Genomic DNA, 15,727 nt, shown 5'->3' with positions numbered 1-15,727 from the left:
GCCGGCCGGTCGGTGTCGGTTCCGTGCTCGCCGACCCCGACGGATCCCTGGGCGACGCGCAGGACTGTACGGACGACGACCGGCGGGCCCTGCCGGTCGAACCCACCGCGACCCACGCGTACTGCTGGCCGGGTGCCGACACCGACGGCTGGCGGTCCGGCGCCGTCACCACCTCCGGGGACGCGGACGACGACGGCCGCTGGGGCGAGCACCGGGTGATCCTCTCCGGGTGGAGCCGCAGCAACGGCACGCCGGCCGAGGACGGTCTCGCCCGCGTCGCCTTCGTGGACGCCGGCGACCCCGACGACCTCCGCTACACCTGGGCCCTGCTGACCGTCCCCGTGGACGGCGGCCGGGACTACCGCGGGCTGGGCTCCGCCGTGTCCGGCATGGTCTGGTACCAGGACAAACTGCTGGTCACCGCGGGCCCGGCGGACGACAGCGCGCTGTACGTGTACGACCTGGGCCGAATCCAGCGGGCCACCGTGGACGGCACGCCGGTCGGGCGGGTGCCCGGCGGCTGGTCGGCGGCGGGAGCCCGGTACGTGCTGCCGGCCGTCGCCTCCTACCGGACGAGCGCGGCCGACGCGCCCCGGCCGGACGGCATCTCCCTGGACCGCAGCACCGCACCCGACAGCCTGGTCACCCGCGAGGCGGTGCCCGCGGACGAGGACGGGCCGACCCGGCTGTGGCGGTACGCCTTCAGCACCGGACCGGAGCGTGCGGGACTGCTCGACACGGACCCGGTCGGGGTGTACGAGACGGAACTGACCGATGTGCGCAGCGTGCTGTCGTACCGGTCGGGCTGGTACCTGGGCCGGATGACCGGGACACCGGACGAGCGCGGCACGCTGTGGCGGCAGGACACGGACGGGGCCCGTCCCACCCGCTGCGGCGCGGACGAGACCCACCGCTGCTGGAGCGGCCCGGCGGCCTCCCTGTCCCACTGGGAGGAGACCGGCGACGTGTGGTCCCAGTCCGGCCGGATGCTGTTCGCGCTGCCGCTGACGTCCGTGGACCGTTCCCTGGACTAGGACCTGTCCGCACCCTGATCAGGCGTTCGACAGAAGCTCGTGCCGGATGGTTCCCTTTCGGGCATGACGACCATCTCCGTGACCACCTGGTCCCTGGAGCAGACCGCGCCCACCGACCTCCTTCCGGCCGCCGTGCCCGAGGGGGACGTGCGGGTCGTCCGCTCCGAGGTGCCCTCCCCCGAGTTCAGCCGTTTCCTGTACGCCTCGGTCGGCGGGGACATCCGCTGGACCGACCGGCTGGGCTGGACGTACGCGCGGTGGCTGGAGCACCTGGACCGGCCCGAGGTGGAGACCTGGGTCGCCTACGACCGGGGGACGCCGGCCGGGTACGTGGAGCTGGAGGCCCAGGAGGGCGGGGTGGTCGAGATCGTCTACTTCGGGCTGCTGCCCGCCTTCCGTGGGCGGCGCATCGGCGGGCACCTGCTGTCGTACGGCACGGCCCGCGCCTGGGACCTGGCGGACCGCCGGCCGGAGCTGAAGCCGACCACGCGGGTGTGGCTGCACACCTGCAGCAAGGACGGCGAGCACGCCATGGACAACTACCGGCGCCGGGGCTTCACCCTGTTCGACACCAAGGTCGAGGACGAACCGGAGGCGCCGACGCCGGGTCCGTGGGCCGGGGCCTACCCCGCCTGACCAGCACGGACAAGACCGCCTGCGGTACTTGTGACCAAGCACACCCTTGTCTCTCATTCCGAGACAAGGGTGTCCGAATTTTGGACGAAGCTGGACTGTGTCCAGATCGCCATGACACGCTTCCGCCATGCCTGGAACTGGAATCGCCTTGGTGAGTCGGCGGCACGTCGACCTCGGCCGCATGTCCAGCGCCATCTGTCCGGCGCGCTGAGAGCACCCAGCACCGCCCGGCACCCCTTCTTCGCCTCACTCCCCGCGCAATGACGCGCACTTAGATCCGTGCGCACGTACGCGCAGGTCAGAGCAGCATTCCCGCCTGTCCCGAAGGACGTATCAACCATGGCCGCCACCCCGCAGAACCCTGCCGCCGCGCAGAAGCCTGCCGCCGCGACCCCCCGCCGCAAGGTGAGCCGTCACCGCGGAGAGGGACAGTGGGCCGCGGGTCACTTCACCCCGCTCAACGGCAACGAGCAGGTGAAGAAGGACGACGACGGTCTCAATGTGCGGACACGCATTGAGACGATCTACTCCAAGCGCGGTTTCGACTCGATCGACCCCGGCGACCTGCGGGGCCGGATGCGCTGGTGGGGTCTGTACACCCAGCGCAGGCCCGGGATCGACGGCGGCAAGACCGCGATCCTGGAGCCGGAGGAGCTGGACGACGAGTACTTCATGATGCGGGTGCGCATCGACGGCGGGGCGCTGACCACCCGGCAGCTGCGGGTCATCGGCGAGATCTCGCAGGAGTTCGCGCGCGGCACCGCCGACATCACCGACCGGCAGAACGTCCAGTACCACTGGATCCGGATCGAGGACGTGCCCGAGATCTGGGACCGGCTGGAGGCCGTCGGCCTGTCCACGGTCACCGCCTGCGGCGACACCCCGCGCGTGATGATCGCCTCCCCCGTCGCCGGCATCGCCGAGGACGAGATCATCGACGGCACCCCGGCGCTGGAGGAGATGAAGCGCCGCGTCCTGGGCAACAAGGCGTACTCGAACCTGCCCCGGAAGTTCAAGACGGCCATCTCCGGCTCACCCGTCCTCGACGTGGTGCACGAGATCAACGACGTCGCGTTCGTCGGCGTCCGCCACCCCGAGCACGGTCCGGGCTTCGACCTGTGGGTCGGCGGCGGACTGTCCACCAACCCCAAGCTGGGTGTGCGGCTGGGCACCTGGGTGCCGCTGGAGGACGTCCCCGACGTCTACGAGGGTGTCCTGTCGATCTTCCGCGACTACGGCTACCGCCGGCTGCGCAACCGGGCCCGTCTGAAGTTCCTGGTCGCCGACTGGGGCCCGGAGAAGTTCCGTCAGGTGCTGGAGGACGAGTACCTGGGGCGCAAGCTCACCGACGGGCCCGCGCCCGAGCAGCCGGTGCAGCAGTGGCGCGACCACATCGGTGTGCACCGGCAGAAGGACGGCCGCCACTACGTCGGTTTCGCCCCGCGGGTCGGCCGGGTCGACGGCACCACCCTCACGAAGATCGCGGACCTCGCGGAGGCACACGGCTCCGGCCGGGTCCGTACCACCGTCGAACAGAAGATGATCATCCTCGATGTCGAGGAGGACCGGGTCGACTCCCTCGTCGAGTCCCTGGAGGCACTGGACCTCAGCGCCCGGCCCTCCCCGTTCCGGCGCGGCACGATGGCCTGCACCGGCATCGAGTTCTGCAAGCTCGCCATCGTCGAGACCAAGGCGCGAGGCGCCTCGCTGATCGACGAACTCGAGCGCCGCATCCCGGACTTCGACGAGCCGATCACCATCAACCTCAACGGCTGCCCGAACGCCTGCGCCCGTATCCAGGTGGCGGACATCGGTCTCAAGGGCCAGCTGATGCTCGACGAGCGGGGCCGGCAGGTCGAGGGCTACCAGGTACACCTCGGCGGCGCCCTCGGCCTGGAGGCCGGCTTCGGCCGCAAGGTCCGCGGCCTGAAGGTGACCTCGGACGAACTGCCCGACTACATCGAGCGGGTCCTCAACCGCTTCCAGGAAGAGCGCGAGGACGGCGAGCGGTTCGCGACCTGGGTCGGCCGCGCGTCGGAGGAGGCCCTGTCGTGAGCGAGCGTGCGGCGCCGTTCTACTGCCCCTACTGCGGGGACGAGGACCTGCGCCCCGGCGAGCATTCCCACGGGGCGTGGGAATGCGGCGCGTGCAACCGAGCCTTTCAGCTGAAGTTCCTCGGGCTGCTGGCCCGGGGGCTCGAGCGATCCGACACGGGAGGGGACCGGACATGACCGCTGTTCAGGAAGAGCGCACCACCGAGGACCTGAAGGCCCTGGCCGAGCAGGCGGGCCGGGACCTGGAGGACGCCTCCGCCCTGGAGATCCTCCGGTGGGCCGCCGAGACCTTCGGCAAGCGGTTCTGCGTGACCTCCTCGATGGAGGACGCGGTCGTCGCCCACCTCGCCTCCCGCGCGATGCCCGGGGTCGACGTGGTGTTCCTCGACACCGGCTACCACTTCCCGGAGACCATCGGCACCCGGGACGCGGTGGAGGCCGTGATGGACGTGAACGTCATCACGCTCACCCCGCGGCAGACGGTCGCCGAGCAGGACGCGGAGTACGGCCCGAAGCTGCACGACCGCGACCCCGACCTGTGCTGCAGGCTCCGCAAGGTCCAGCCGCTGGAGGAGGGTCTGAAGGGCTATGTGGCCTGGGCGACCGGCCTGCGCCGCGACGAGTCCCCGACCCGGGCGAACACCCCGGTCGTCGGCTGGGACGAGAAGCGGCGGAAGGTGAAGATCTCCCCCATCGCGAAGTGGTCACAGGAAGATGTGCAAGCGTACGTCGACGAGCACGGCGTCCTCACGAATCCGCTGCTGATGGACGGCTATGCCTCCGTGGGCTGCGCGCCCTGCACCCGCCGGGTGCTCCAGGGCGAGGACGCACGCGCCGGCCGCTGGGCGGGCCGCGCCAAGACCGAGTGCGGGCTGCACGGCTGACATGACGACGACCACCGAGATCCAGGAGAACCACGTGACGACCGGAGCCACCGTCTGGCTCACGGGTCTGCCGAGTGCGGGCAAGACCACCATCGCCCACGAGCTGGCGGGCCGGCTGCGCGAGCAGGGCCGCCGGGTCGAGGTGCTCGACGGCGACGAGATCCGCGAGTTCCTCTCCGCGGGCCTCGGCTTCACCCGCGAGGACCGGCACACCAACGTGCAGCGCATCGGCTTCGTCGCCGAACTGCTCGCCCGCAACGGCGTCCTCGCGCTCGTCCCGGTCATCGCGCCGTACGCGGACAGCCGGGACGCGGTGCGCAAGCGGCACGGGGCGAACGGCACGCCGTACGTCGAGGTGCACGTGGCGACCCCGGTCGAGGTGTGCTCCGTACGCGACGTGAAGGGCCTGTACGCCAAGCAGGCCGCGGGTGAACTCACCGGGCTGACCGGCGTGGACGACCCGTACGAGGAGCCCGAGACACCCGATCTGCGGATCGAGTCCCAGAACCAGACCGTGCAGGAGTCCGCGGCGGCGGTGTACGCCGCGCTCAGCGAAAGGGGACTGGCATGACGACCGTCGCCACCGTGAAGGAGGGCACGGACAGCCCGTACGCCCTCTCCCACCTGGACGCCCTCGAGTCCGAGGCGGTGCACATCTTCCGCGAGGTGGCGGGTGAGTTCGAGAAGCCGGTGATCCTGTTCTCCGGCGGCAAGGACTCCATCCTCATGCTGCACCTGGCGCTGAAGGCGTTCACCCCGGCGCCGGTCCCGTTCTCGCTGCTGCACGTCGACACCGGGCACAACTTCCCCGAGGTCCTCGACTACCGCGACCGCACGGTCGCCAGGCACGGGCTGCGGCTGCACGTCGCCTCCGTGCAGGACTACATCGACCGCGGGGTGCTCAAGGAGCGCCCCGACGGCACCCGCAACCCGCTGCAGACCGTTCCGCTCACCGAGAAGATCCAGAGCGAGAAGTTCGACGCGGTCTTCGGCGGCGGGCGCCGCGACGAGGAGAAGGCCCGCGCGAAGGAGCGGGTGTTCTCGCTGCGCGACGAGTTCTCCCAGTGGGACCCGCGCCGCCAGCGCCCCGAACTGTGGAACCTGTACAACGGCCGGCACGCCCCCGGTGAGCACGTCCGCGTGTTCCCGCTGTCCAACTGGACCGAGCTGGACGTGTGGCAGTACATCGCCCGCGAGGGCATCGAGCTGCCGGAGATCTACTACGCGCACGAGCGCGAGGTGTTCGCCCGCGGTGGCATGTGGCTGACCGCCGGTGAGTGGGGCGGCCCGAAGGACGGCGAGACCGTCGAGAAGCGGCTGGTGCGCTACCGGACGGTGGGCGACATGTCCTGCACCGGCGCGGTGGACTCCGACGCCGACACCATCGAGAAGGTGATCGCCGAGATCGCCGCCTCCCGGCTCACCGAGCGCGGCGCCACCCGCGCCGACGACAAGCTCTCCGAGGCCGCGATGGAAGACCGCAAGCGCGAGGGGTACTTCTAAAGATGAGCACCATCACCACCGAGGAGCTCGCGGCCACCACGCTGCTGCGGTTCGCCACCGCCGGCTCCGTCGACGACGGCAAGTCCACCCTGGTGGGCCGGCTGCTGCACGACTCCAAGTCGGTCCTCACCGACCAGCTGGAGGCCGTGGAGCGGGCGTCGGCGAGCCGGGGCCAGGAGGCGCCCGACCTCGCGCTGCTCACCGACGGCCTGCGGGCCGAGCGGGAGCAGGGCATCACCATCGACGTGGCCTACCGCTACTTCGCCACGCCCCGGCGCCGGTTCATCCTCGCCGACACCCCGGGCCACGTGCAGTACACGCGGAACATGGTCACCGGCGCCTCCACGGCCGAGCTGACGGTGATCCTGGTCGACGCCCGCAACGGTGTCGTCGAGCAGACCCGCCGGCACGCCGCCATCGCCGCCCTGCTGCGCGTCCCGCACGTCGTCCTCGCCGTCAACAAGATGGACCTGGTCGACTACCGGGAGTCCGTGTTCGCGGGAATCGCCGAGGAGTTCACGGCGTACGCGACCGAGCTGGGCGTCCCCGAGGTCACCGCGATCCCGATCTCGGCCCTGGTCGGCGACAACGTGGTGGAGCCGTCCGCGCACATGGACTGGTACGGCGGCCCCACCGTGCTGGAGCACCTGGAGACCGTCCCGGTCAGCCACGACCTGGCGCACTGCCACGCCCGGCTGCCCGTGCAGTACGTGATCCGGCCGCAGAGCGCCGAGCACCCCGACTACCGGGGCTACGCGGGCCAGATAGCCGCGGGCACGTTCCGGGTGGGCGACCCGGTGACCGTGCTGCCGTCCGGGCGGACGACGACGGTCACGGGGATCGACCTGCTGGGCGAACCGGTCGACATCGCCTGGACGCCGCAGTCGGTGACGCTGCTGCTGGCCGACGACATCGACATCTCCCGCGGTGACCTGATCGTCCCCAGCAAGGACGCGCCGGCCACCTCGCAGGACGTCGAGGCCACGGTGTGCCATGTCGCCGACCAGCCGCTGACCGTCGGCCACCGGGTGCTGCTCAAGCACGGCACCCGCACCGTCAAGGCGATCGTGAAGGACATCCCGTCCCGGCTGACGCTGGACGACCTGTCGCTGCACCCGCACCCCGGCACCCTCGCCGCCAACGACATCGGCCGGGTGAAGATCCGTACCGCCGAACCGCTGCCCGCCGACTCCTACGCGGACTCGCGGCGCACCGGTTCGTTCATCCTCATCGACCCCAGCGACGGCACCACGCTCACCGCCGGCATGGTCGGTGAGTCCTTCGCAGCGCCGGAGCCCGTCAAGGACGAGGCCGAGGACGACGGGTGGGACTTCTGAACATGGACCTCACCGATTTCTACTCCGGGTTCGCGAAGGAGGGCGGCCGCGTCGGCAGCGGCGCCCTCGGCGCCGGGCAGGGCGGGGTCGACCGATGTGTGCGCTGACGTGCGCGCACCGCTCGCGCGCCCTGACCCCCCGCCGCCGCAGACGAAAACCCGCCGACTTCCCGGCCACGGCCTGAGACCAGGACCGTGACCGCCGGGCCTCCGAGAGGAACACCTCCCGTGCCTGCCGCATCCGCTCTGCGCCGTACCCTCGCGGTGATGGCCGTGCTCCCGCTGCTCACCCTGGCCGCCTGCGGCTACGGCTCCCAGGCCGAGGACGACGGCGCCGTGAAGGTCGCCGCCGGGGCGAAGAAGACCGACGGTCTCGACTCCGTCAGGATCGGCTACTTCGGCAACCTCACCCACGGCACCGCCCTGGTGGGCAACAACAGGGGCCTGTTCCAGAAGGAACTCGGCGCCACCGTGGCGAAGTACGCCGTCTTCAACGCGGGCCCGTCGGAGATCGAGGCGCTCAACTCCGGTTCTCTCGACATCGGGTTCATCGGCCCGTCCCCCGCCGTCAACGGCTACATCAAGTCCGGCGGCAGGAACCTGCGGATCATCGGCGGTTCGGCGTCCGGCGGGGTGAAGCTCGTGGTGAACCCGGACAGGATCAAGTCCCTGAAGGACGTCGAGGGCAAGCGGATCGCGACCCCGCAGCTCGGCAACACCCAGGACGTCGCGTTCCTCGACTGGGCGGCCGGGCAGGGCTGGGAGGTCGACGCCCAGAGCGGCAAGGGCGACGTCACGGTCGTCCGCAGCGACAACAAGGTCACCCCGGACGCGTTCAAGGCCGGCTCGGTCGACGGCGCCTGGGTGCCGGAGCCGACCGCGTCGAAGCTGGTCGCGCAGGGCGGCAAGGTCCTGCTGGACGAGGCGACGCTGTGGCCGGACGAGAAGTTCGTGATCACGAACATCATCGTGCGCCAGGAGTTCCTGGAGGAGCACCCGAAGGCCGTCGAGGCGGTCCTGAAGGCGTCCGTCGAGGCCAACGAGTGGATCAACGCCCACCCCGAGGAGGCGAAGGCCGCCGCCAACGAGCAGCTGGAGGCCGACTCCGGCAAGGCGCTGCCGGCCGAGGTGCTCGACCCGGCGTGGAAGTCGATCAGGTTCATCGACGATCCGCTGGCCGCCACGCTCGACTCGCAGGCGCAGCACGCGGTCCGGGCCGGTCTGCTGGAGCAGCCCGACCTGGACGGCATCTACGACCTCACGCTGCTCAACAAGGTCCTGAAGGCCGCCGGCGAACCGGCCGTCGACGACGCCGGGCTCGGCGTCAAGTAAGCCCGGATCACGAAGAGTTCCCAGGAGGTGACGACCATGGCCACGACCCTCGCCAAGGCCGCCGACGGCATCGGGGCGGCCACCCACGCCGCCCGCATCGAGCATGTCTCGAAGTCGTTCGCGGGCCCCGCCGGACAGCAGCTCGTGCTGGACGACATCAGCCTCGATGTCGCACCCGGTGAGTTCGTCACCCTCCTGGGTGCCTCGGGCTGCGGCAAGTCCACGCTGCTCAACCTGGTCGCGGGGCTCGACCGCCCCACGGCCGGCGCGATCAGCACGGACGGGCGGCCGGCCCTGATGTTCCAGGAGCACGCCCTCTTCCCGTGGCTGACCGCGGGCAAGAACATCGAACTCGCCCTGAAGCTGCGGGGCGTCCAGAAGAACGAGCGCCGCGAACGGGCCGAGGAGCTGCTGGAGCTCGTCCGGCTGAAGGGCGCGCACGGCAAGCGGGTGCACGAGCTGTCCGGCGGTATGCGCCAGCGCGTGGCGCTGGCGCGGGCGATCGCCCAGGACAGCCGGCTGCTGCTGATGGACGAGCCGTTCGCGGCGCTGGACGCCATCACGCGGGACGTGCTGCACGACGAGCTGACCAGGATCTGGAACGAGACCCGGTTGTCCGTCCTGTTCGTCACGCACAACGTGCGCGAGGCCGTGCGGCTCGCGCAGCGGGTGGTGCTGCTGTCCTCCCGTCCGGGCCGGATCGCCCGCGAGTGGACGGTGGGCATTCCGCATCCGCGCCGTATCGAGGACACCGCCGTGGCGGAACTGTCCGTCGAGATCACCGAAGAACTCCGTGGGGAGATCCGCCGTCATGGCCAGCACTGAGACGACCGCCAAGGACAAGGACGGGGGCGACCTCGCCGGTCTGGAGGCGGGCCTCGACGCACTGGAGACGGTGCAGAGCGGACGCAAGCCGCTGCGGCAGACCTTCGTGGAGAAGGTCCTGCCGCCGATCGTCGCCGTCGCCCTGGTGCTGGCGGTGTGGCAGGCCCTGGTGTCGTTCGAGATCGTCGACGATCCGACCAAGCTGCCCTCACCGGGCGCGGTGTGGGACGTCCTGCGTGAGGCGTGGCTCCAGGGCGAGCTGCTCGGCTACATCTGGACCAGCGTCTCGCGCGGTCTGCTCGGCTTCTTCTTCGCGCTGCTGATCGGCACCCCGCTGGGGCTGCTGGTGGCGCGGGTGAAGTTCGTGCGCGCGGCGATCGGGCCGATCCTGTCCGGTCTGCAGTCGCTGCCGTCGGTGGCGTGGGTGCCGCCGGCGGTGATCTGGCTGGGGCTCAACAACCAGATGATGTACGCCGTCATCCTGCTCGGCGCGGTCCCCTCGATCGCCAACGGGCTGGTCTCCGGCGTCGACCAGGTGCCGCCGCTGTTCCTGCGGGCCGGCCGGACGCTGGGCGCGACGGGGCTGAAGGGCACCTGGCACATCGTGCTGCCGGCCGCGCTGCCGGGCTATGTGGCGGGCCTGAAGCAGGGCTGGGCGTTCTCCTGGCGCTCGCTGATGGCCGCGGAGATCATCGCGTCCTTCCCGGACCTCGGCGTGGGCCTCGGCCAGCTCCTGGAGAACGGCCGCAACGCCAGCGACATGGCCATGGTCTTCGAGGCCATCCTGCTGATCCTGACCGTCGGTATCGCCATCGACCTGCTGATCTTCAGCCCGCTGGAGCGGTGGGTGCTGCGCAGCCGCGGTCTGCTGGTGAAGGGCTGAGGGACACCATGCGCCGTCCGGTACTTCTCGTCGTCGCCCACGGCAGCCGCGATCCGCGGCACGCCGCGACCGTGCACGCCCTGGTGCGGCGGGTGCGGTCGCTGCGGCCGGGGCTGCGCGTGGAGACCGGGTTCCTGGACTTCAACGTCCCGTCCGTCAAAGGGGTGCTGGAGTCCCTGGACGCGGAGGGCGTCCGCGACGTGGTCGCCCTCCCGCTGCTGCTGACCCGCGCCTTCCACGCCAAGGCGGACATCCCGGCGGTGCTGGCTCAGGCTCCGCCGCGGCTGCGGATCAGCCAGGCCGCGGTGCTGGGCCCCTCACCGCTGCTGACGTCGGCGCTGGAGCGCCGGCTGTACGAGGCGGGCCTCACGCCCGCCGACAAGTCCTCGACCGGGGTCGTACTGGCCTCGGCGGGGTCCTCCGACCCGGAGGCGATCGCAGTGATCGCAGAAATCGCGCGGGAGTGGCGGCACACCGGTTGGTGCGCCGTGCGGCCTGCGTTCGCCTCCGCATCCCTCCCCCGCACCGAGCAGGCGGTACGCGAACTGCGCGCCCTCGGCTGCGCACGCGTCGCCGTCGCCCCGTACGTCCTGGCCCCCGGCTTCCTCCCGGACCGGATCGCCCGGGGCGCGGCGGAGGCGGACGTCCTGGCGGACGTGCTGGGCCCGGCGCCGGAGGTGGCGCGGGTGCTGCTGGAGCGGTACGACGAGGCCCGGGTGCCGCTGCTCGCGGCGGTCGGCGCCTGATCTCAGCCCTCGGTGAGCTCCACCAGTCTGCGCACCGTGTTCCAGTTGCGGCTGGTGGCGACCACCCCCTTGTTGACACGGGGCCTGGCCAGGTGTTCGGCGAGTTTGGAGCGGCCCAGGCCGTTCGGGGCGTACAGGTAGAGCGCGCGGTCGCCGAGGCGGAACTCCTCGGGGAGGTACGCCTGTCGGTCGATCTCCGCGAAGCGTTCGGGGGTGACGGGCGCGGAGAAGTAGGTGACGTGGAGCTGCTTGGGCTCCAGCTCGCCGGCCGGGAACGGGCAGGCGTCGACGATCCCCTTCAGATAGGCGTGGTCGCGCACGATCACGTCCACGGCGAACCCGAAGTGCCGCTCGATCGCCGCCGACAGCCCGGCGGCCAGTGACTCCTCGTCGCCGTGCGTGGCGGTGAACACCGCCTGGCCGCTCTGCAGATGGGTGCGCACCCCCTCGTGACCGAGCCCGTCCATGAGGGCGCGCAGTTCGGCCATCGGGACTTTCCTGCTGCCGCCCACGTTGATCCCGCGCAGCAGCGCCGCGTATCTCGTCGTCGCCATGGGGACACCCTAGGACGGCCGTCGTACCCCGTGGGGGTGTGCCCGGTGGCGGTGGCGCACCGGAACCCTGATCAGCGGCCCCCACGTGGCCGGATACGTGTAGGGGACCGCTGTCCTCCCCAGTGGGGAGGAGCCGGGCGCCGATGGGATGACCCGGGGTTCCGGAGCTTCACCGGACAGCACGACGAGACGGGCTTATCCGGCCCATACCTTCGAAAGCGTCAGGTGGCGGCAGGGGGTCGCTGCCGAACACGAGGGAGCGAGCCCGTCATGGGGAACGGAGAATCACGGGTGCGGGGCCTCGCCGCACGGGCCGGCGGCTGGAGCGCCCGGCACCGTTGGGCGGCCGTCGGCATCTGGGTGCTGTTCGTCGTGCTGGCGATGGGACTCGGTTCGGCCGCGGGCCGGGTCGACGTCGGCGACAGCGATCAGCTCAAGGGGGAGACCAGCACCGCCGCCCGCATCATCGAGGACGCCGGCATCGAGGAGCCGGCCGGTGAGACCGTGCTCGTCCAGGCGAAGGGCGAGGGCCTCACGGCCACGGACGCCGAGTTCCGGTCGGCGGTCACCGCGGTCGTCAGGGCCGTGGAGGAGACCGGTGAGGCCACGGACGTCACCTCGCCGTACGAGAGCGACACCATCTCGGAGGACGGGCGCAGCGCGCTGGTCCAGTTCGACGTACGGGGTGACTCGGACACCGCCGGTGAGCGGATCGAGCCGGTGCTGAACGCCGTGGAGGAGGTCCAGAAGGACCACGAGTCGCTGCGGATCGAGGAGATCGGCGGCGCCAGCATGATGAAGACGTTCGACGACGCGTTCGGCGACGACTTCAAGAAGGCCGAGTACTCCGCGGTGCCGGTGGCCCTCGGCATCCTGCTGATCGCGTTCGGCGCGCTGGTGGCGGCGCTGCTGCCGGTGGCGCTGGCGATCACCGCGATCATGGCGACGATGGGCCTGATGGGCCTGGTCAGCCATCTGCAGCCGATGAGCGAGACCGCGAACTCGGTGATGCTGCTGGTCGGCCTGGCCGTCGGGGTCGACTACTGCCTGTTCTACCTGCGTCGCGAGCGTGAGGAGCGGGCGGCCGGACGGGACGCGCAGACCGCGCTGCGGATCGCCGCCGCCACCAGTGGCCGTGCGATCGTCGTCTCCGGTGTCACGGTGTGCGTCGCCATGGCAGGCATGCTGTTCACCGGACTCGCCGAGTTCGAGGCGATGGGCCTGGCCTCGCTGATGGTCGTGGCGGTCGCCATGGTCGGCTCCGTGACCGTCCTGCCCGCGCTCCTCTCGCTGCTGGGCGAGCGGGTCGAGAAGGGCCGCGTGCCGTTCCTGCGCCGGCGCCGCACCGGCGGCGGCGGCGACAGCCGGTTCTGGTCGGCCGTACTGAAGCGGGTGCTCGCCAGGCCGGTGCTGTCGGTCGTGGTGGCGACCGGCGCACTGCTGGCCGTGGCCGCTCCGGCGGTCGGGATGAAGACGCAGAACCTCACGCTGGACCAGGAGTTCGGCGACTCGCTGCCGATCGTGCAGACGTACAACCGGGTCAACGCCGCCTTCCCGGGCGGCTCCGAGCCGGCCGAGGTGGTCGTCAAGGCGGACGACATCAACGCGCCCGAGGTGAAGGCCGCGCTCGCCGATTTCCGTGAGCGGGCGGTCAGTTCGGGGGCCTCGCGCGGCCCGGTCGAGATCAAGCTGCACGACCAGCAGAACGTCGCGTTCGTCTACGTCCCGCTGGTGGGCGGCTCCGACCAGGACAAGGCGGGCGAGAGCCTGGACACGCTGCGCGACGAGGTGCGGCCCGCCACGCTCGGCGAGGTCGACGGCGTCGAGGCGCCGATCACCGGGCAGGTCGCCGGGAACAAGGACTTCAACGACCAGCTGGTCGGCTCCGTGGTCCCGGTCTTCGCCTTCGTGGTGGTCTTCGCCTTCCTGGTGATGCTGCTGTCCTTCCGCTCGCTGACGGTCGCGATCACCTCGATCGTGCTGAACCTGCTGTCGGTGGGCGCCGCGTACGGCATCCTCGTGGCGGTCTTCCAGCACGGCTGGGGCGCGTCCCTGGTGGGCGCGGAGGGCGTCGGCGCGATCATCACGTGGCTGCCGCTGTTCCTCTTCGTGATCCTGTTCGGCCTGTCGACGGACTACCACGTGTTCGTGGTCTCCCGGATCCGTGAGGCCCGGCTGCGGGGCCGCACGACGCGGGACGCGGTCCAGCACGGTGTGGTCACCACGGCCGGCGTGGTCACCAGTGCCGCGGTCATCATGGTCGCCGTGTTCGGGATCTTCGGGACGCTGTCCATGCAGTCCATGAAGCAGATGGGCGTCGGCCTCGCGGCGGCGGTGCTGATCGACGCGACGATCATCCGGGGCGTGCTGCTGCCCGCGGTGATGACGCTGCTCGGCGAGCGCAACTGGTACCTGCCGAAGTGGCTGCACCGGATGCCCGACCTGACCCACGACGAGTCGCCGGAGGCGGTGGCGCCGACGGTGTCGCGGGACGACGAGGGGAAGCGGGTGCCGGTGTGATCGGCTAGCTGCGACAAGGGCCCGGCGATTCCCCGCCGGGCCCTTGTCGCGACTGCAGCCGGCTGTGCCACCGCCGCCGCAGCTGCGCTAAGGCAGCTCCGCTTCGATGAGGTCGGCTGCCCTTCCGGTGCCGCCCTCCTCCGCCATCCCGGCCCGGATCCCCTTCAGGCGCCGCGCGACCTCCGGGTCGTCGACGAGGGCGAGGGCCGCCGCCCGCAGGGTCTCGGCCGTCGCCTCCTCCATGGGGACGTGCCGGGCCACCCCCAGCCCCTGGAGCATGTCCGCGTTGCCGAACTGGTCCACCGCCTGCGGTACGGCGATCATCGGGGTGGCCGTGGCCAGCCCCTCCTGGCTGCCGCCGGCCCCCGCGTGGGTGACGAACAGGTCGGCCTGCTTCAGGATCGCGAGCTGCGGCACCCAGGACCGCACCTCGACGTTCTCCGGTACGTCCCCCAGCTCGGCGGGGTCGACGTGCTTGCCGGCCTGGAGCACCAGGTGCCAGCCGGGCAGGCCGGCGAACGCCTTGACGCACTCCCGGTAGAAGGCCGGCTGCTTGGTGAAGGACGACCCGAGCGACACCAGGACGACCTTCTCGGCCCCGGCGGGCCGCTGCCAGTCGCCCTCGGCGCTCCGGTCGCCCTGACAGGCCCCGACGAAGGAGTGCACGCTCTCGTCGACCCGGTCGGCGTGGGGCTGGAGGGCCTTGGGGATCAGGACGATGGAGCGGGCGGGACGGCCCACGAACGGATCGGGGTGCTCGGTGATCCCGTTCTCCTCCAGCCAGGCGTGGAAGCGGGAGTAGTACGCCTGCCCCCGCTCGGTCTTCAGCGGCTCCTCCCACATCGGCTCTCCGACCTCCTTCTCGTACCCGTCCCAGGCGACGAGGTTCGGTGAGAGGGAGACGGCGGGCACGCCCCAGCGGTGGGCGAGCACACGGGCCGGGTAGGAGGTGATGTCGTGCAGGACGAGGTCGGGGGTGTCGCCCTCGTAGGCCGCGACGAGCTGCGGGAGCGCCTGGACGGCGTCGTCGAGGAACGGCTCCACGTTGTCGAGCAGTGTGGTGCCCCAGGCCTCCGGGTCGTCGTCGGGGCCGGGCAGCGTGCTGTTCCACGGCTTGGGCTCGGCGCCGGTCCCGGCGACCTTCTCGGCGAGGAGCGGCGGGATCGCGTACGTGACCCGGTGGCCGCGCGCCACGAGCTCGCGGATCACCTCGAGGCTCGGGTTCACGTGCCCGTGGGCGGCGATGGAGAACATGGCGATGTGAGCGGGACTGGTCATGCATCGACAGTAGACGAGACGATACGTCTCGTACAACCTCTTTGGTCTCATGTCGTCGGCTCCACGTGCAGCCGTGGCCACCCCGCCGGCGCCGGGCGCCCGACCGCCGCCCCGCCCAGCGGCTGCGGCCGGCCAGGACCGT

Annotated in this window: 16 protein-coding genes; 14 read left to right on the top strand and 2 right to left on the bottom strand. The window is 71.2% G+C overall.

What is annotated here, in order from left to right:
* From B7767_RS36280 to B7767_RS36225, 13 genes are all read left to right on the top strand, one after another.
* A partial coding sequence (locus B7767_RS36280; protein WP_085575750.1) for a hypothetical protein occupies positions 1-1,034 on the top strand: 1,034 nt, incomplete at its 5' end.
* Positions 1,035-1,097: 63 nt separating this feature from the next.
* On the top strand, positions 1,098-1,670 hold the full coding sequence (locus B7767_RS36275; protein ID WP_085575749.1) for a GNAT family N-acetyltransferase: 573 nt from the start codon (positions 1,098-1,100) through the stop codon (positions 1,668-1,670).
* A gap of 127 nt (positions 1,671-1,797) precedes the next feature.
* On the top strand, positions 1,798-1,881 hold the full coding sequence (locus B7767_RS49445) for a putative leader peptide (RefSeq protein WP_310887545.1): 84 nt from the start codon (positions 1,798-1,800) through the stop codon (positions 1,879-1,881).
* A gap of 128 nt (positions 1,882-2,009) precedes the next feature.
* Entirely contained in the window at positions 2,010-3,725 is a 1,716-nt protein-coding gene (locus tag B7767_RS36270) for a nitrite/sulfite reductase (protein ID WP_085575748.1), read from the top strand.
* Positions 3,722-3,901 (top strand): hypothetical protein, encoded by a 180-nt coding sequence (locus B7767_RS48665; RefSeq protein WP_085575747.1) that lies wholly within the window; start codon positions 3,722-3,724, stop codon positions 3,899-3,901. Before B7767_RS36270 ends, B7767_RS48665 begins: the two co-directional genes overlap by 4 nt.
* Positions 3,898-4,608: a phosphoadenylyl-sulfate reductase gene (locus B7767_RS36260; RefSeq protein ID WP_085575746.1), complete on the top strand. Its 711-nt coding sequence runs from the start codon at positions 3,898-3,900 to the stop codon at positions 4,606-4,608. Before B7767_RS48665 ends, B7767_RS36260 begins: the two co-directional genes overlap by 4 nt.
* Before the next feature lie 34 nt (positions 4,609-4,642).
* Complete coding sequence (cysC, locus tag B7767_RS36255; RefSeq protein ID WP_371101117.1) at positions 4,643-5,179, top strand: adenylyl-sulfate kinase; 537 nt, start codon at positions 4,643-4,645, stop codon at positions 5,177-5,179.
* Positions 5,176-6,111, top strand: coding sequence for a sulfate adenylyltransferase subunit CysD (gene cysD, locus B7767_RS36250; protein WP_085575744.1), 936 nt, complete (start codon positions 5,176-5,178; stop codon positions 6,109-6,111). The genes cysC and cysD overlap by 4 nt, the downstream gene beginning before the upstream one ends.
* A gap of 2 nt (positions 6,112-6,113) precedes the next feature.
* On the top strand, positions 6,114-7,448 hold the full coding sequence (locus B7767_RS36245) for a sulfate adenylyltransferase subunit 1 (RefSeq protein ID WP_085575743.1): 1,335 nt from the start codon (positions 6,114-6,116) through the stop codon (positions 7,446-7,448).
* A 227-nt stretch (positions 7,449-7,675) separates the two neighbouring features.
* Positions 7,676-8,779: an aliphatic sulfonate ABC transporter substrate-binding protein gene (locus tag B7767_RS36240; protein ID WP_085575742.1), complete on the top strand. Its 1,104-nt coding sequence runs from the start codon at positions 7,676-7,678 to the stop codon at positions 8,777-8,779.
* Positions 8,780-8,815: 36 nt separating this feature from the next.
* Positions 8,816-9,604 (top strand): ABC transporter ATP-binding protein, encoded by a 789-nt coding sequence (locus tag B7767_RS36235; RefSeq protein ID WP_085575741.1) that lies wholly within the window; start codon positions 8,816-8,818, stop codon positions 9,602-9,604.
* Entirely contained in the window at positions 9,591-10,487 is an 897-nt protein-coding gene (locus B7767_RS36230) for an ABC transporter permease (protein WP_085575740.1), read from the top strand. Before B7767_RS36235 ends, B7767_RS36230 begins: the two co-directional genes overlap by 14 nt.
* Before the next feature lie 8 nt (positions 10,488-10,495).
* A complete protein-coding gene (locus B7767_RS36225) occupies positions 10,496-11,233 on the top strand; it encodes a sirohydrochlorin chelatase (RefSeq protein ID WP_085575739.1) in 738 nt (245 codons plus the stop codon).
* 2 nt (positions 11,234-11,235) lie between these two features.
* Here B7767_RS36225 and B7767_RS36220 read toward each other — a convergent pair whose 3' ends face one another.
* Positions 11,236-11,787 (bottom strand): DUF1697 domain-containing protein, encoded by a 552-nt coding sequence (locus B7767_RS36220; RefSeq protein WP_085575738.1) that lies wholly within the window; start codon positions 11,785-11,787, stop codon positions 11,236-11,238.
* A gap of 270 nt (positions 11,788-12,057) precedes the next feature.
* On the opposite strand from B7767_RS36220, the gene B7767_RS36215 reads away from it, so the two are divergent.
* Positions 12,058-14,307, top strand: coding sequence for an MMPL family transporter (locus B7767_RS36215; RefSeq protein WP_085575737.1), 2,250 nt, complete (start codon positions 12,058-12,060; stop codon positions 14,305-14,307).
* Between the two features lie 87 nt (positions 14,308-14,394).
* Here the strand turns inward: B7767_RS36215 and mgt are convergent, their stop codons facing one another.
* Positions 14,395-15,636, bottom strand: a complete 1,242-nt coding sequence (gene mgt / locus B7767_RS36210) for a macrolide-inactivating glycosyltransferase (protein ID WP_085575736.1) — start codon at positions 15,634-15,636, stop codon at positions 14,395-14,397.
* Positions 15,637-15,727: the final 91 nt, after the last annotated feature.

Source organism: Streptomyces sp. 13-12-16, assembly GCF_002114215.1.
Classification (GTDB): domain Bacteria; phylum Actinomycetota; class Actinomycetes; order Streptomycetales; family Streptomycetaceae; genus Streptomyces.
This window is presented reverse-complemented; position numbering and strand designations above follow the sequence as displayed.

What these genes read in the sequence shown, in the direction of transcription:
- B7767_RS36225 (WP_085575739.1), top strand. Translation starts at nt 10,496, where the DNA reads ATGCGCCGTCCGGTACTTCTCGTCGTCGCCCACGGCAGCCGCGATCCG.
- B7767_RS36270 (WP_085575748.1), top strand. Translation starts at nt 2,010, where the DNA reads ATGGCCGCCACCCCGCAGAACCCTGCCGCCGCGCAGAAGCCTGCCGCC.
- B7767_RS36230 (WP_085575740.1), top strand. Translation starts at nt 9,591, where the DNA reads ATGGCCAGCACTGAGACGACCGCCAAGGACAAGGACGGGGGCGACCTC.
- B7767_RS36215 (WP_085575737.1), top strand. Translation starts at nt 12,058, where the DNA reads ATGGGGAACGGAGAATCACGGGTGCGGGGCCTCGCCGCACGGGCCGGC.
- B7767_RS36275 (WP_085575749.1), top strand. Translation starts at nt 1,098, where the DNA reads ATGACGACCATCTCCGTGACCACCTGGTCCCTGGAGCAGACCGCGCCC.
- B7767_RS49445 (WP_310887545.1), top strand. Translation starts at nt 1,798, where the DNA reads ATGCCTGGAACTGGAATCGCCTTGGTGAGTCGGCGGCACGTCGACCTC.
- cysD (WP_085575744.1), top strand. Translation starts at nt 5,176, where the DNA reads ATGACGACCGTCGCCACCGTGAAGGAGGGCACGGACAGCCCGTACGCC.
- B7767_RS36260 (WP_085575746.1), top strand. Translation starts at nt 3,898, where the DNA reads ATGACCGCTGTTCAGGAAGAGCGCACCACCGAGGACCTGAAGGCCCTG.
- B7767_RS36220 (WP_085575738.1), bottom strand. Translation starts at nt 11,787, where the DNA reads ATGGCGACGACGAGATACGCGGCGCTGCTGCGCGGGATCAACGTGGGC.
- mgt (WP_085575736.1), bottom strand. Translation starts at nt 15,636, where the DNA reads ATGAGACCAAAGAGGTTGTACGAGACGTATCGTCTCGTCTACTGTCGA.
- B7767_RS36235 (WP_085575741.1), top strand. Translation starts at nt 8,816, where the DNA reads ATGGCCACGACCCTCGCCAAGGCCGCCGACGGCATCGGGGCGGCCACC.
- B7767_RS36245 (WP_085575743.1), top strand. Translation starts at nt 6,114, where the DNA reads ATGAGCACCATCACCACCGAGGAGCTCGCGGCCACCACGCTGCTGCGG.